Source organism: Streptomyces sp. NPDC008121, from assembly GCF_042957155.1.
Lineage (GTDB): Bacteria > Actinomycetota > Actinomycetes > Streptomycetales > Streptomycetaceae > Streptomyces.
In genome coordinates, this window is the sequence record NZ_JBIBHT010000003.1 from 802,191 (window position 1) to 817,012 (window position 14,822).

The 14,822-nt window shown below is 73.2% G+C and carries 15 protein-coding genes; 7 read left to right on the forward strand and 8 right to left on the reverse strand.

Annotated elements, in window-relative coordinates; translation table 11 throughout:
* Positions 1 to 62 precede the first annotated feature (62 nt).
* Positions 63 to 434: a hypothetical protein gene (locus ACFZBD_RS13670; RefSeq protein ID WP_391139529.1), complete on the reverse strand. Its 372-nt coding sequence runs from the start codon at positions 432 to 434 to the stop codon at positions 63 to 65.
* Between the two features lie 109 nt (positions 435 to 543).
* Here ACFZBD_RS13670 and ACFZBD_RS13675 point away from each other — a divergent pair, with 109 nt between their 5' ends.
* On the forward strand, positions 544 to 828 hold the full coding sequence (locus ACFZBD_RS13675; RefSeq protein ID WP_391139530.1) for a hypothetical protein: 285 nt from the start codon (positions 544 to 546) through the stop codon (positions 826 to 828).
* A gap of 84 nt (positions 829 to 912) precedes the next feature.
* Here the strand turns inward: ACFZBD_RS13675 and hutH are convergent, their stop codons facing one another.
* From hutH to ACFZBD_RS13700, 5 genes are all read right to left on the reverse strand, one after another.
* Complete coding sequence (gene hutH / locus ACFZBD_RS13680) at positions 913 to 2,454, reverse strand: histidine ammonia-lyase (RefSeq protein WP_391139687.1); 1,542 nt, start codon at positions 2,452 to 2,454, stop codon at positions 913 to 915.
* 150 nt (positions 2,455 to 2,604) lie between these two features.
* Positions 2,605 to 3,720 carry a diguanylate cyclase domain-containing protein gene (locus ACFZBD_RS13685; RefSeq protein WP_391139531.1) on the reverse strand — a complete coding sequence of 372 codons (1,116 nt, stop codon included), beginning with the start codon at positions 3,718 to 3,720 and terminating at the stop codon, positions 2,605 to 2,607.
* A gap of 93 nt (positions 3,721 to 3,813) precedes the next feature.
* The gene (locus ACFZBD_RS13690; RefSeq protein WP_391139532.1) at positions 3,814 to 4,611 is read right to left on the reverse strand and encodes an enoyl-CoA hydratase-related protein; all 798 of its coding nucleotides are present in this window, start codon (positions 4,609 to 4,611) and stop codon (positions 3,814 to 3,816) included.
* A gap of 170 nt (positions 4,612 to 4,781) precedes the next feature.
* A complete protein-coding gene (locus ACFZBD_RS13695; protein WP_391139533.1) occupies positions 4,782 to 5,927 on the reverse strand; it encodes an adenylate/guanylate cyclase domain-containing protein in 1,146 nt (381 codons plus the stop codon).
* A 374-nt stretch (positions 5,928 to 6,301) separates the two neighbouring features.
* Positions 6,302 to 7,153, reverse strand: a complete 852-nt coding sequence (locus ACFZBD_RS13700; RefSeq protein WP_391139534.1) for a biotin--[acetyl-CoA-carboxylase] ligase — start codon at positions 7,151 to 7,153, stop codon at positions 6,302 to 6,304.
* Positions 7,154 to 7,286: 133 nt separating this feature from the next.
* Between ACFZBD_RS13700 and ACFZBD_RS13705 the strand changes: the two genes are divergently transcribed.
* Both ACFZBD_RS13705 and ACFZBD_RS13710 read left to right on the forward strand, forming a co-directional pair.
* Entirely contained in the window at positions 7,287 to 8,879 is a 1,593-nt protein-coding gene (locus ACFZBD_RS13705) for a carboxyl transferase domain-containing protein (RefSeq protein WP_391139535.1), read from the forward strand.
* A 9-nt stretch (positions 8,880 to 8,888) separates the two neighbouring features.
* Positions 8,889 to 9,101: an acyl-CoA carboxylase epsilon subunit gene (locus tag ACFZBD_RS13710; protein ID WP_391139536.1), complete on the forward strand. Its 213-nt coding sequence runs from the start codon at positions 8,889 to 8,891 to the stop codon at positions 9,099 to 9,101.
* Between the two features lie 121 nt (positions 9,102 to 9,222).
* Here the strand turns inward: ACFZBD_RS13710 and ACFZBD_RS13715 are convergent, their stop codons facing one another.
* On the reverse strand, positions 9,223 to 10,479 hold the full coding sequence (locus tag ACFZBD_RS13715; RefSeq protein WP_391139537.1) for a GDSL-type esterase/lipase family protein: 1,257 nt from the start codon (positions 10,477 to 10,479) through the stop codon (positions 9,223 to 9,225).
* Between the two features lie 76 nt (positions 10,480 to 10,555).
* Here ACFZBD_RS13715 and ACFZBD_RS13720 point away from each other — a divergent pair, with 76 nt between their 5' ends.
* From ACFZBD_RS13720 to ACFZBD_RS13730, 3 genes are all read left to right on the forward strand, one after another.
* Positions 10,556 to 11,299 (forward strand): TetR/AcrR family transcriptional regulator C-terminal ligand-binding domain-containing protein, encoded by a 744-nt coding sequence (locus tag ACFZBD_RS13720; RefSeq protein ID WP_391139538.1) that lies wholly within the window; start codon positions 10,556 to 10,558, stop codon positions 11,297 to 11,299.
* Between the two features lie 75 nt (positions 11,300 to 11,374).
* Positions 11,375 to 11,503, forward strand: a complete 129-nt coding sequence (mmpB, locus tag ACFZBD_RS13725) for a morphogenic membrane protein MmpB (protein ID WP_261992414.1) — start codon at positions 11,375 to 11,377, stop codon at positions 11,501 to 11,503.
* 100 nt (positions 11,504 to 11,603) lie between these two features.
* Entirely contained in the window at positions 11,604 to 12,209 is a 606-nt protein-coding gene (locus ACFZBD_RS13730; protein WP_391139539.1) for a Maf family nucleotide pyrophosphatase, read from the forward strand.
* A 7-nt stretch (positions 12,210 to 12,216) separates the two neighbouring features.
* On the opposite strand, the gene ACFZBD_RS13735 is transcribed toward ACFZBD_RS13730, so the two are convergent.
* Positions 12,217 to 12,642: a hypothetical protein gene (locus ACFZBD_RS13735; protein ID WP_391139540.1), complete on the reverse strand. Its 426-nt coding sequence runs from the start codon at positions 12,640 to 12,642 to the stop codon at positions 12,217 to 12,219.
* A 362-nt stretch (positions 12,643 to 13,004) separates the two neighbouring features.
* Between ACFZBD_RS13735 and ACFZBD_RS13740 the strand changes: the two genes are divergently transcribed.
* On the forward strand, positions 13,005 to 14,759 hold the full coding sequence (locus tag ACFZBD_RS13740; RefSeq protein ID WP_391139541.1) for a biotin carboxylase N-terminal domain-containing protein: 1,755 nt from the start codon (positions 13,005 to 13,007) through the stop codon (positions 14,757 to 14,759).
* Positions 14,760 to 14,822 lie beyond the last annotated feature (63 nt).

The following is a 14,822-nucleotide window of genomic DNA, read 5'->3' on the forward strand; positions in this document are numbered from 1 at the left end:
CTGCCGTCGTGTCCCCGCCAGGCTCTGTCCTCACAGACCCGCCTGGCCCGTGACGACGGGCCCTAAACCCGTTCCTCGTCGTCCGCCTCGTCGGCGTCGTCCGCTTCGTCTTCCTCGTCCTCCCCATCTTCCTCGTCGAGGTCCCACTCCTGTGCGTCGGGGTCGTAGTCGATCCCCTCGCTGCTCCAGGACGCCTGGACGAGTTCGACGCCGGGCACGGTGCTGACCAGATCGAACGGCTCGACGAGATAGGCGAGCGCCTCGGCGCTGTCGTCCTGGACGGAGGAGCGGGCGTGGACGCGCTCGTCGTCGGGCATGAACTCGTCGGTGTCGATCCGGCCGACGGCCGCCTCGGTCAGCTCCTCGGGGCCGTCGATCTCCAGGACGACCTCCACCCGAAGCCGTACGTAACGTGATGTCTCGGAAGTGCTCATACGACCGAGCGTAGGCTCCGCGAGCCCTCGGCTTTCCCGCGACCCGCTGTGTTCATTAGCATCGGCGCCACACACCAATTCGCGGTTTCCGCAAGGGGGATCGAAATCTGTGTCCGTCGCACGACGCCCGCTGCTGACCGCCACCGCCGCCGGGACACTGCTCTGCGCTCTGTGGTTCGTTCCCTCGGCGAACGCCACGAACGATGAGCTTCCCGGGGGCGCTCGGACAGCGGTGACCGAGGACGGGGGCGCGGCCGGGGAGACCGGTGGAGCGCGCCTGGCCGAGACCGGTACGCCGGCCACGACGCCGTATCTGATCGGCGGGACGGGTTTCCTCGCCGTGGGCGCGGGCTTCGTGGCGCTGGCGATGAGACGCGGCGGCCGGGCTTCCTAGACGGCCCGTACGACGACGAAGGGCCGCCCCCCGGCGTGGGGGGCGGCCCTTCGTCGTCGTACGGGCGGGATTCCGCCCGGCCGGTCACGCCAGCTTGCCGGTGACCTGCTCGACGGCCGCGACGAGCTTTCCGTCCCGTACGAAGGCGTCGGCGGCCTCCAGGTCGGGGGCGAGGAAGCGGTCGGGGCCGGGGCCCTGGACGCCGGCGGCGCGCAGGGCGTCGATGGCGGCCCGGGAGGCGGGGGCCGGGGTCAGGCCGTGGCGGAGTTCGATGCCGCGGGTGGCGGCGTACAGCTCGACGGCGATGATCCGGTTGAGGTTGCCGATCGCGGTGCGCAGCTTGCGGGCGGCGGACCATCCCATGGAGACGTGGTCCTCCTGCATCGCGGAGGACGGGATCGAGTCGGCGGAGGCCGGGACGGCCAGCCGCTTCATCTCGCTGACCAGGGCGGCCTGGGTGTACTGGGCGATCATGAGGCCGGAGTCGACGCCGGCGTCGTGGGCGAGGAACGGCGGCAGGCCGTGGGACCGGTTCTTGTCGAGGAGCCGGTCGGTGCGGCGCTCGGCGATGGAACCGAGGTCGGCGGCGGCGATGGCGAGGAAGTCCAGGACGTACGCGACGGGGGCGCCGTGGAAGTTGCCGTTGGAGCGGACCTGGCCGTCGGGCAGCACGACCGGGTTGTCGACGGCGGCGGCCAGCTCCCGCTCGGCGACCAGGCGGGCGTGGGCCATCGTGTCGCGTCCGGCGCCGGCGACCTGCGGGGCGCAGCGCACCGAGTACGCGTCCTGGACGCGGGGCGCCTCGTCGGCCTGGAAGTGGCCGGTGAGCCCGGAGCCCTGGAGCACGGCGAGCATGTTGGCGGCGGAGGCGCCCTGGCCGGGGTGGGGGCGGATGGCGTGCAGCTCGGGGGCGAGGACCTTCTCGGTGCCGAGGAGGGCTTCGAGGGAGAGGGCCGCGGTGATGTCGGCCGAGGTGTAGAGGGTGTCGAGGTCGGCGAGGGCCATGATCAGCATGCCGAGCATGCCGTCCGTGCCGTTGAGGAGGGCGAGGCCCTCCTTCTCGCGGAGCTCGACGGGCTGGATGCCGGCCTCGGCGAGCAGCTCGCCCGCGGGCCTGACCGTCCCGTCCGGGCCCTCCGCGTCGCCCTCGCCCATCAGCGCGAGCGCGCAGTGGGAGAGCGGGGCGAGGTCGCCGGAGCAGCCGAGGGAGCCGTACTCGTGCACGACCGGGGTGATGCCGGCGTTGAGGACGTCGGCCATCGCCTGCGCCACCTCGGGGCGGACGCCGGTGTGCCCGGAGGCGACGGTCTTCAGCCGCAGGAACATCAGCGCGCGCACCACCTCGCGCTCGACGCGCGGGCCCATGCCGGCCGCGTGGGAGCGGACGATGTTGCGCTGGAGCTGGGCGCGGAGTTCGTGGCTGATGTGCCGGGTGGCCAGCGCGCCGAAGCCGGTGGAGACGCCGTAGACCGGCTCGGGCTTGGCGGCGAGCGCGTCGACGATGGTCCGGGCGGCGGCGAGCGCCTGCACGGCTTCGGCCGACAGCTCGACGCGGGCGCCGTGGCGGGCGACGTCGATCACGTCCTGCGCGGTGGTGCCGGACGGACCAAGGACGACAGAGTGCATATCCATATTCAGCACCCTACGGACTGAATCTCAACGTGTCACTAGGCATCGAGTCACCATCCAGTCGACCGACGGACCCTTACGGGGCCGACGGGTCCGGAGCAGGTGCGGAGCGCCCGGGCGGGCCCGGAACCGAGGGCGTACGGCCCCTCATACCGGCGGGGCGTCGCGGAAGCGGCGGCGGTCGCGCGCTCCGGGCGGGGCGTCGGCGAGCGGGATGACCGAACCGTCGCGCCCGGCGACCACCGGCTTCGCCGAGCGCGCGGCCTTCGCCTGGTATTGGGCCGCGTCCGCCAGACGGAAGAGGCGGCGCGCCGACTTGAGCGGGCCGATCGGGTCGCCGGTGGAGGCGACCCCGCACGCCACGCCCTCGCCGAGCTCCAGCTCCCCGGCCCGTACGCACAGCTCGTCCGCGACGGCCACCACCTCGTCGGCGGTCGGCCCCACCGAGAGGAGGCAGAACTCGTCGCCCCCGAGGCGGGCGGAGAGGGCGCCCGGCAGCATCGCGCCGCAGCGGGAGAGGACGGAGCCGAACCGTTCCAGCAGGCGGTCGCCGACCGCGTGGCCGTGGGTGTCGTTCACCCGCTTCAGGCCGTTCAGGTCGCACACCACGAGACTGACCACGGAGCCGTCCACGCGGTACCGCTCGACGGCCTCGTCGAGCCGGGTGTCGACGGCCCGGCGATTGGCGAGCCCGGTCAGCGGGTCGGTGAAGGCGAGCTTGCGCACCTCCTCCAGACGCTCGGCCTGGGCGATCCCCGCCGCCACCACGGCGGCGACGACCGCCGCGAAGTCGGCGTCGCCCCGGTCGAAGACGGGCGCCCCGGCCCGGCGCGCCACGTACAGCTCGCCCCAGGCTCGGCCGTGGAGCACGACCGGCGCGACCACGCAGCAGCCGCGGCCGCGGCGGCGCAGCCCGGCGACCCGGCCGGTCACGACGTGGTCGTCCGCGGTCTCCACCCAGGCGTCCGGCTCGGCGCCGCCCGCCCACTGCTCGTGCAGGAACTCGGTGATCTCGGGGAACTGGTGGACGGGGTAGGTCTCGGCGTCGGGGAACTCCTCCTCCCCCAGCGCCCGGTCCCCCGCGTTCACCAGCACCTTCAGCCGGCCGTGGTCGCGTTGCCAGACGGACAGTGCGGCGAAACTGCCGCCGAGCGCGTCGCGGGCGCCGAGCGCCGCCGCCCGCCAGAACTCGCGCGGAGTGTGCGTCGCCGCCATCGCCTGCGCCAGCGCCACCACGGCTCGCAACCGCACGTCCTCTCCCATTTCTACAGCTTAGGGAGGGTTGGCCCTTTTTCACCTGTGGAGCGTCACGGAAAGTTACATGACGGACAAAAGGGGGCGTTTCTCAGGGCTTTCTCACTCGCCGGGCCACTGCGGCTTCCGCTTCTCGTTGAACGCCGCCACGCCCTCGGCCCGGTCCCCGGAGAACGCCACCGACCGCCACGCCGCGTCCTCGACCTCCAGGCCGGCCCGCAGGTCCAGGCCCTGGCCGAGCCGCATGGCGCGCTTGGCGGCGCGCAGCCCGACCGGGGAGTTGGCCGCGATCCGTCCCGCCAGCTCCAGCGCGGCCGTCCTGGCGTCCTCCTCCAGCAGGTCGACCAGGCCCAGCTCGCGGGCTTCGGCCGCCTCCACCCGGCGGGCGGTGAAGACCAGCTCGGCGGCGCGGGCCGCGCCGACCCGGCGCGGCAGCAGCTGCGTACCGCCGCCGCCGGGGATCACGCCGACGGAGACCTCGGGCAGGCCGACCACGGCCGTCGCGTCCGCCACGATCACGTCGCAGGCGAGCGCCAGCTCGAAGCCGCCGCCGAGCGCGAAGCCGTGCACGGCCGCGACGGTCGGCATCGGCAGTTCGAGGACGCCCGTGTAGGCGCCGCGGGCGGTGGGCCGCTGGCGGACCAGCTCGGCGTCGGTGAAGGAGTTGCGCTCCTTGAGGTCGGCGCCGACGCAGAACGCCCGGTCGTTCGACGAGGTCAGCACCGTCACCCGCACCTCGGCGTCGGCGGCGAGCGCGTCGCAGGCGGCGCCGAGGGAGCGGGCCATCTCGGAGGAGACGGCGTTCATCGCCTTGGGCCGGTCGAGGACCAGCTCGGCGACGTGCCCGTCCTTCCGGACCACGACGAACTCACCAAAGCGCTGCTCGGACTGGACCGACATGACCGCACCCTCCCGGTTAACGACTGTTCACCGGGATCCTAGGCGGGGCGACGGCCCGGCTGCCAGGCCTGTGGATGGCGCGGCCGCCGGACCGCGGAGGCGGGTGCCCGGCTGCCGGGGCCGGGGCCTAGGTCGGGCCCGGAGAGTCCCGCCGGGCCCCCGGGTGCGGCTCAGCTGCCGGGGACCGGGCGGCGGCTGAGGTGCCAGGGCTCCACGACGCCGAGACCGCGCACCGGCCGCTGCCACATGGGCTGGAGCGCGAAGCGGTACGCCGGCGCCTCCTCGCCCTCCTTCTCGGCGCGGGCCGCCTCCTCCGCCGCCTGGGTCTCGGAGACGGGAGCCTCGCCGGTCCTGGTCAGCTCCTCGGCGAGCGCCCCGTCCACCAGGACGGTGTCCTTCGGGGCTATCGAGGTGAGGCGGCTGGCGAGGTTCACGGTCGTGCCGAAGACGTCGCCCATCCGGGTCGTCACCGTGCCGAAGGCGATGCCCACGCGCAGGGCGGGCATCGTCTCGTCGTGGCCGAGCGTCTCGATCAGCCGCAGCGCGATCTCGGCGGCGGTCCCCGCGTCGTCCGCCGCGTACAGCACCTCGTCGCCGAGCGTCTTGATCAGCCGGCCGCCGTGCGCGGCGACCAGATCCGCGCAGGTCGTCTCGAAGGCCTCGACCAGCTCGCCGAGCTCCTCCTCCTCCAGGCGCCGGGTGAGGCGGGTGAAGCCGACGAGGTCCGCGAAGCCGACGGCCAGCCGCCGGTCGACCATCTCCTCGTCGTCACCGGCCTGGACGACCCGGCCGGTGGCGGCGGCGAGCTGGCGGCGCCAGACGTAGATCAGGAACTCCTCCAGCTCGGGCAGGAGCAGCTCGACCAGGGGGTACGTGACCTCGGTCCGGGTCATGCCGGGCTCGGGCGGCTCGGTCAGGCCCTCCAGGAAGGAGTCGATCTGCCACTCCGCCAGCCGGGCGGTGGTCTGGCCGGTGGAGCGGGCGACCTGGACGGCCATCGGCTCGCTCAGCAGCCCCGCCTCGACGAGACCGGCCAGGCGCCGCAGCGCGAGGACGTCGGCCTCGGTGAGCGCCTTGGCCTGTCCGATGTCGGCGAAGCCCATCGCGCGCCAGAAGCGGGAGGCGAGCTCCATGGAGACGCCGGCGGTGCGGGCCGCCTGGAAGGGGGTGTAGCGGCGCTCGGCCCCGAGGATGAGCTGTTCGAGGCGGATGGCCAGGGGATCGTCGGTCGGCTCGGCCGTGTGGTCGACGACATGGTGGGGGGTGGGATACGTGGCCGGCTCGTCCCCGCCCGCGTTCTCGTCGTCGACGGTCACCGGCCGCCTCCTGCCCGTTCCCTGCCCACTGCCCTGCCGATCTGTCGCCTGGATCGCGCTCCACGATACGACAGGTGTGTGCCAGCTCACGCCGTAACCGTGTGCCGGGCCCCCGTCGTCACGCCACGGCGGGTGCCGGGCGCCCGCCCCAGGGGGCGGGCGCTCCGGGTCCCTCACCGGGGAGGAGCCCCGGGCCGTGTCCGGTCAGTCTGGCCCGGTCCGCGGCGCGCCGCACTCCCGGCTCCGCGACGCGCCGCCTCCCGGCCCCCCGGCGGTCGGCTCCTCCGCGTGAGCGTCCGCGCCGGGCAGCGGCCGGCCCCTCGGCGCGGCGGCCGGCTCCTCCGCGCGGCGGCCGGCTCCTCCTCCGCCGGGTGCTACTCCTCGGCGCGCAGGTGGACGATGTCGCCCGCCGAGACCGCCTCGGTGCCGCCGCCCTCCGTCGCCACCACCAGCCGGCCGTCGCCGTCCACGGCCACCGCCTCGCCCTCCAGCATCCGCTCGCCCGGCAGCTCGGCCCGGACGCGCCGGCCGAACGTGGCGCAGCCCGCCGCGTACGCCGCCTGCAGGCCCGAGCGCTCGGGGTCGCCGCCCGCCCGCACCCACTCCCCGTACCACTGCTCCAGGGAGCGCAGCACGGCCCGCAGCAGCGTGTCGCGGTCGGTGGAGACGGCGTTCGCGAGGAGCAGGGAGCCGGCCGCCGGGACGGGGAGTTCGTCCTCGCGGAGGGTGACGTTGATGCCGAGCCCGAGGACGACCCCGTCCTCCCCGGCGCGCTCGGCGAGGATGCCGCCGGTCTTGCGTTCCTCGCCGCCGACCGAAACCAGCAGGTCGTTGGGCCACTTGAGGGACAGGTCGGCGCCGGCGGCCTTGGCGAGGCCGGTCGCGGCGGCGACGCCGGTCAGCAGCGGGAGCCAGCCCCACCGGTGGACCGGCACGTCGGGCCTGAGCAGGACGGAGACGAAGATGCCCGACCGGGCCGGCGCGACCCAGTCGCGGTCGAGGCGGCCGCGTCCCGCGGTCTGCTCCTCGGCGACCAGGACCGCCCCCTCGGGCAGGTCGCCGGCGCGGGCGGCCAGGTCGGAATTGGTGGAGCCGGTCGTGGGGACCACGTCCAGGGAGGTCCACAGGCCGTCGGGGAGCAGGAGCGCGCGGCGCAGCGCGGCGGCGTTGAGCGGGGGCCGGTCCAGGTCGGACCAGGGCCCTCCTGAGCCATGAGAGGACGTCATGCAAGGCAGCCTAGGTGTGGCAAAGACCGCAGTGCCGAACGGTATCGGCGTCGATACCCTACGGATCAGTAGCCCAGCAGTAGCCCATTGGTAGTCAACGTACCCCCGTGACCAGGCAGGGAGCCGCATCCCGATGTCCGAGTCGGTAGAGCCGCAAGAAATCGACATTCACACGACCGCGGGCAAGATCGCGGATCTGAGGCGCCGCATTGACGAGGCGACCCATGCCGGCTCCGAACGTGCCGTGGAGAAGCAGCACGCGAAGGGGAAGCTGACCGCGCGCGAGCGGATCGAGCTGCTGCTCGACGAGGGCTCGTTCGTGGAGCTGGACGAGCTGGCCCGGCACCGGTCGACCAATTTCGGTCTGGAGAAGAACCGGCCGTACGGAGACGGTGTCGTCACCGGTTACGGCACGGTCGACGGCCGTCCGGTCGCCGTCTTCTCCCAGGACTTCACGGTCTTCGGCGGCGCCCTGGGAGAGACCTTCGGGCAGAAGATCATCAAGGTGATGGACTTCGCCCTGAAGACCGGCTGCCCGGTCATCGGCATCAACGACTCCGGCGGCGCCCGCATCCAGGAGGGCGTCAGCGCGCTCGGGATGTACGGCGAGATCTTCCGCCGCAACACGCACGCCTCGGGGGTGATCCCGCAGATCTCGCTGGTCGTCGGCCCGTGCGCGGGCGGTGCGGTCTACTCCCCCGCGATCACCGACTTCACGGTGATGGTGGACCAGACCTCGCACATGTTCATCACCGGCCCGGACGTCATCAAGACGGTGACCGGCGAGGACGTCGGCTTCGAGGAGCTGGGCGGAGCCCGGACGCACAACGCCACCTCCGGCGTCGCGCACCACATGGCGGGCGACGAGAAGGACGCGATCGAGTACGTCAAGTCCCTGCTGTCGTACCTGCCGTCGAACAACCTCTCCGAGCCGCCGGCCTTCCCGGAGGTCGCCGAGCCGGACGTGACGGACGAGGACCGCGAGCTGGACGTCCTGATCCCGGACTCCGCGAACCAGCCCTACGACATGCACCGGGTCATCGAGCACGTCGTGGACGACGGCGAGTTCCTGGAGACGCAGGCGCTGTTCGCGCCGAACATCCTCACCGGTTTCGGCCGGGTGGAGGGCTTCCCGGTCGGCATCGTCGCCAACCAGCCGATGCAGTTCGCCGGCTGTCTGGACATCGACGCGTCCGAGAAGGCCGCGCGGTTCGTCCGGACCTGTGACGCCTTCAACGTCCCGGTGATCACCTTCGTGGACGTGCCGGGCTTCCTGCCGGGCGTGGACCAGGAGTACGGCGGCATCATCCGCCGGGGCGCCAAGCTGATCTACGCGTACGCCGAGGCGACGGTCCCGCTGATCACGGTCATCACCCGCAAGGCGTTCGGCGGCGCGTACGACGTCATGGGCTCCAAGCACCTGGGCGCCGACCTCAACCTGGCCTGGCCGACCGCGCAGATCGCGGTGATGGGCGCGCAGGGCGCGGTCAACATCCTGCACCGCCGGACGATCGCGGCGGCCGAGGACCAGGAGGCCGAGCGGGCGCGGCTGATCCAGGAGTACGAGGACACGCTGCTCAACCCGTACACGGCGGCCGAGCGCGGGTACATCGACGGTGTGGTCATGCCGTCGGACACCCGTCTGCAGATCGTCAAGGGTCTGCGTCAGCTGCGGACGAAGCGGGAATCCCTGCCTCCGAAGAAGCACGGCAACATCCCCCTGTAAGGAGCCGTTGTGATCAAGGTCGTTCGAGGCAATCCGACCCCGGAGGAGCTGGCCGCCGCACTGGCGGTGGTCCAGGCCCGGGCCGCGGCGACGGCGGCGGCGTCCGCCGCCGAGGGCGGCCCGGGGGTTCCCGAGGGCTGGTCCGACCCGTCGCGGATCGCCCGCGGGGTACGGCACCGGCCGGGGCCGCGCTCGTGGGCGCGCTCCTACTGGCCCGTCTGACGCCTGCGCGCACGGAAGGCCGGACCTCTTGTGCGGGAGGTCCGGCCTTCGCGCGTCCCGGGGCCGGCCGGCAGCGCCGTACGGAAGAGCTTCGCGCGTCCCCCGGTCCGGCCGGGCGCGGTCAGACGAGGGGGGCGACCGCCTCGGCCATGAGGCGGTAGCCGGCGTCGTTCGGGTGCAGCCGGTCCTCGTACGCGTAGGCGGGGTGCAGCGCCCGGGGGTCGGCCGGGTCGGCGAGGAGCCGGGCGAAGTCGACGACCGCGTCGAACTCCCCGGACGTACGGATCCAGTGGTCGACCTCGGCGGCGGTCCGCTCGGCCGTCGGGCCCCAGTGGCTGCTGCCCTTGAAGGGCGGCAGCGTCGCGCCGACGATCCGCACGCCCCGGTCGTGGGCCGCGTCGATCAGCGTCCGGTACCCGGCGATGAGTTCGGCGGAGGTGACGACCGGCGAGGGCTTGTAGGTGGGCGCGGGGTCGGCCTTGAGCGCGGCCTCGCTGAAGCCGATGTCGTTGACCCCCTGGAGCAGGACGACGGTGGAGACGCCGGGCTGGTCGAGGGCGTCGCGGCGGAAGCGGGCGGTGGCCCGTTCGCCGTACCAGGCGGAGTCGTTGAGGACGAGGTTGCCGCCGATGCCGGAGTTCACCACGGGCCGGTCGAGGCGCTCGGCGAGCGCGTCGGAGTAGCGGCGGTCGGCGTGGGGGGTGGAGCCGAAGCCGTCCGTGAGGGAGTCGCCGAAGAGGACCACCGCGCCGGAGCGGGGCGGGGTCCCGCCGCTCACCTCCACCCCGCTGAGGTAGTACCAGGACGAGGTGCGGGCGGTGAACGCCCGGCCGCTCACATCGGCGCGGTGGTCGCCCTCGGCCCGGTAGCTGTCGGCCCAGGCCTGGGAGTGGAAGGTCGCGGGGCCGGTCGTCCCGGCGAAGTGGAGCGTGACGGTGACGGATTCCAGCCGGCGCACCGGGAGGGTGGCGGGGTCGCTGCGCAGTTCGCCGCGGGCGGGGACGGTCACGGACCGTCTGCCGCCGAAGGTGAGGTGGCGGACCGAGCCGGGTACGACCGCGGCGGCCCGGCCGGGGCCGGTGTCCGTACGGGCGAGGGTGGCGCCGGTGACGACGAGCGGCGAGGTGCCGTACGCGTGGGAGAGCCGGATCCGGAGGTGGTCGCCGTCCTCGGTGACGCGGACGACCTGACGGACGGTCTGGCGCGAGAACCCCTCTTGCGACCAGTTCGGGGTGAAGCCGGTGGCGGGCGCCTGCGGGGCGGCGCCCCAGGCGGCCTGCCAGCCGGGCCCGTGGGCGGGGCGGGCGCCGGCCGGGGGGCCGGAGAGGAGGGTGAGGCCGAGGGCGGCGGCGAGCAGCGGCGGGAGGAACTTCTTCATGACACGACCCTTCCGAGGGCTAACGGGAACCAAGTTCCGTTAAGATGGAAGGACGGTAGCAGAGTCGGAGGCGTTAATGGAACAGCAGACCCATTTGGGTGGAGCCGGTGGCCCGGAGGGCGGCGGTCGCCAGGGCGGCCCGGAGGCCGGAAACGGAGCCGGGAACGGGCCCGGGGGCGGAGAGAGGGCCGGGACGGGGGCCGGGACGCCGGCCGCGGAGGGCACGCCCGGCACGGTCCGGCCCGGCGGCCGTACCGCCAAGGTCCGCGCGGCGGTCCTGGCCGCGACCGAGGACGCCCTCGCCGGCGCCGGCTTCCACGCGCTGAACATGGACCACGTCGCCGCCGCCGCGGGGGTCGGCAAGACGACCGTCTACCGCCGCTGGGGCTCCCCCGTCGGCCTCGTGACCGACCTCCTGCGGGACATGGCGGACCGCTCCCTGCCCGCCTCCGACACCGGGAGCCTCGCCGACGACCTGCGGGCCAACGCCACGCTCGTACGCCACACCCTCACCGATCCGAGGATGGGCGCGGTCTTCCGCGCGGTCATCGCCGCCGCGGCCTGCGACGAGGAGTGCGCCGCCGCCCTGAACGGCTTCTACCGCGCCCGCCTGGAGGAATGGGCCCCGGTCGTCGAGCGGGCCGCCGCCCGCGGCGAGGTCCCGGCGGGGACCGACGGCCTCGAACTGCTCCGGGCCGTCTCGGCCCCGCTCTACTACCGCTTCATGATCACCCGCGAGCCGCTGGGGGCCGACGACGCCGAGCGAGCGGTCACGGCGGCCCTCACGGCGGCCGGTGCCGGGGTCTTCACCCGGGGGTGAGTAGTCCATCGGGACCGGGGGTCTTGAGTACGGGTACTCAGGCGCACCGGCCGCCGTCGGCCGCAGGATCGGGACATGCTCTGGTCCGACCCGAAGAACGAGCCCCCCAAGGAGATGCGCGACATGCAGGCGATGCTGCGGCGCGCGTCCATCCTGCTGGCTCTGGCGATGCTGGTGGCGATGCTCGCGGCGGGCCTGCACTGACGCCGTCACCCGCGCCCGGGGAGCCGAAGGACCCCGCCCGCGCCGGGCGCGCGGGCCGGCGCGCCCGCGGCCGGTGCCGCGGACTGGCTACGCTTCCCCCATGACTGCTGATCGCCGCCGTGTCGTGCTCGCCTCCGCCTCCCCCGCCCGGCTCGGACTGCTGCGGCAGGCCGGACTCGCCCCCGAGGTCATCGTGAGCGGCGTCGACGAGGACAAGACGCACGCCCCGACCCCGGCCGAACTCGCCCTCGCCCTCGCCGAGGCGAAGGCCGCCCACGTGGCCGCCCGCCCCGAGGCGTTCGGCGCGCTCGTCATCGGCTGCGACTCCGTCCTGGAGCTCGACGGCCGGGCCCTGGGCAAGCCGGCCGACGCCGAGGAGGCCACGGCCCGCTGGAAGGCCATGCGGGGCCGGGTCGGCATCCTCCAGACGGGCCACTGCGTCTACGACACGGCCGCCAAGCGGTACGAATCGGCGACCGCCTCCACCGTGGTCCGCTTCGGCGAGCCCACGGACGACGAGATCGCCGCCTACGTGGCGAGCGGCGAACCCCTCCACGTGGCGGGCGCGTTCACCCTGGACGGCCGCTCGGCGCCGTTCATCGAGGGCATCGACGGCGACCCGGGCAACGTGATCGGACTGTCCCTGCCGCTGCTGCGCACGCTGCTCGGCAAGCTCGGGGTCCCGATCACCGACCTGTGGACCTGAGCGCCCCCTAGGCGGTCGCCGGAGCCCCTTCGGGGCCTCCCTCGGTCTTCCCGTACGCCACCAGCGTCAGGACGACGAGACCGAGCACCACGGACAGGAACGCGAAGGCGCCCCAGCCGATCAGACCGACCGTCACCGCGGCGAGGATGCCGTGGATCACCGCGCAGCCGATGAGGAGGGCGCGGCCCGCCCGGCCCGGACGCCGGTCGCGGATGCCCGCCAGGGCGGCCACCAGGGCGCACAGGGCCAGCAGGACGCCCGAGACGATGCCGAGCGCCCAGGTGCCCGTCACCATCGCGTCCGGGTCGAGCCCGTCGAGGGACATCGACTGGATCTCCACGAACCGCGCCATCACGGCGTTGAGGACAACGATGCCCGGCGCCTCCAGGAGGAGCACCGCCGCCGTCACGAGTGCTATCGGTCTTCGGGCCACGCGGGCCACCCCCTGAGTACGGCTGTTACCTGCAGTACGGACGACAGCGCGAAGGCTACTGACTGGTAAACCTTCGGACAAGGGTCCGCGCAGCCGGAGCCGACGGCAAAGAATCATTGGGCCATTCGTAGGGACTCCACAAAGAAACCCGCTCGGCGACTGGCCGCTGGAACAGAGACCTGCGCCACACCTCGGAGCTACTGTGCCGTAAAGGAACCCTGCGTACCGTGGTGCGACAAGGGATTTCACGACCCGAGCGGGCCTCGTATCACGCTCCGTGTGGGCAAGCTCACCACTGGGGACGGGTCGAAAGGCCGTGTCGGCAGTCCCTAAACTCAGCTTGTTTCAAGGAGGGAGCCATCGTGCGCAAGGTGCTCATCGCCAACCGTGGCGAAATCGCTGTCCGCGTCGCCAGGGCGTGCCGGGACGCCGGGATCGCGAGCGTAGCCGTCTACGCCGACCCGGACCGGGACGCTCTGCACGTCCGCGCGGCCGACGAGGCGTTCGCTCTGGGCGGTGACACCCCGGCCGCCAGCTATCTGGACATGGCCAAGGTGCTGCAGGCGGCCAAGGACGCGGAGGCGGACGCGATCCACCCCGGGTACGGCTTCCTCTCCGAGAACGCCGAGTTCGCCCAGGCCGTGCTCGACGCGGGTCTGACCTGGATCGGCCCGCCGCCGCAGGCCATCCGCGACCTCGGTGACAAGGTGGCCGCCCGTCACATCGCCCAGCGCGCCGGTGCGCCGCTGGTCGCGGGCACGCCGGACCCGGTGTCCGGCGCGGACGAGGTCGTCGCCTTCGCCGAGGAGCACGGGCTGCCGATCGCGATCAAGGCCGCCTTCGGCGGTGGCGGGCGCGGCCTGAAGGTCGCCCGCACCCTGGAGGAAGTCCCGGAGCTGTACGACTCCGCCGTCCGCGAGGCCGTGGCCGCCTTCGGTCGCGGCGAGTGCTTCGTCGAGCGCTACCTCGACAAGCCGCGTCACGTCGAGACGCAGTGCCTGGCGGACACGCACGGCAACGTCGTCGTGGTCTCCACCCGTGACTGCTCCCTCCAGCGCCGCCACCAGAAGCTCGTCGAGGAGGCGCCCGCGCCGTTCCTGACGGAGCAGCAGAACGCGGAGCTGTACGCGGCGTCGAAGGCGATCCTGAAGGAGGCCGGCTACGTCGGCGCCGGCACGGTCGAGTTCCTCGTCGGCACCGACGGCACGATCTCCTTCCTGGAGGTCAACACCCGTCTCCAGGTCGAGCACCCGGTGACCGAGGAGGTCACCGGCATCGACCTGGTGCGGGAGATGTTCCGCATCGCCGACGGCGAGGTCCTCGGCTACGACGACCCGCCGGTGCGCGGTCACTCCTTCGAGTTCCGTATCAACGGCGAGGACCCGGGCCGCAACTTCCTGCCGGCGCCCGGCACCGTCACCGTCTTCAACCCGCCCACCGGTCCCGGTGTCCGGCTGGACGCCGGTGTGGAGTCCGGTTCGGTGATCGGCCCGGCCTGGGACTCGCTGCTGGCGAAGCTGGTCGTGACCGGCGCCACCCGTGAGCAGGCTCTGCAGCGCGCCGCCCGCGCGCTGTCGGAATTCACGGTGGAGGGCATGGCCACGGCCATCCCGTTCCACCAGGCCGTCGTGGTCGACCCGGCGTTCACCAGCGATCCGTTCCGCATCCACACCCGGTGGATCGAGACGGAGTTCGTCAACGAGATCAAGCCGTTCGCCCCGGCCGGTGCCGAGGCGGAGGAGGACGAGTCCGGTCGCGAGACGATCGTCGTCGAGGTCGGCGGCAAGCGCCTGGAGGTCTCGCTGCCGGTCTCGCTGGGCATGAGCCTGGCCCGCACCGGTCTGGCCGCGGGTGCCAAGCCGAAGCGCCGCGCCGCGAAGAAGTCGGGCCCGTCCGCTTCCGGTGACACCCTGGCCTCGCCGATGCAGGGCACCATCGTGAAGGTGGCGGTGGAGGAGGGCCAGGAGGTCAAGGAGGGCGATCTGATCGTCGTCCTGGAGGCCATGAAGATGGAGCAGCCCCTCAACGCCCACCGTTCGGGCACGGTGAAGGGCCTGGCGGCGGAGGTCGGCGCCTCGGTCACGTCGGGCGCCCCGATCTGCGAGATCAAGGACTGACCCGGGCACACCGGTACCGTACGAAGGGCCCGCAGGCGCACTCCGCCTGCGGGCCCTTCGTCG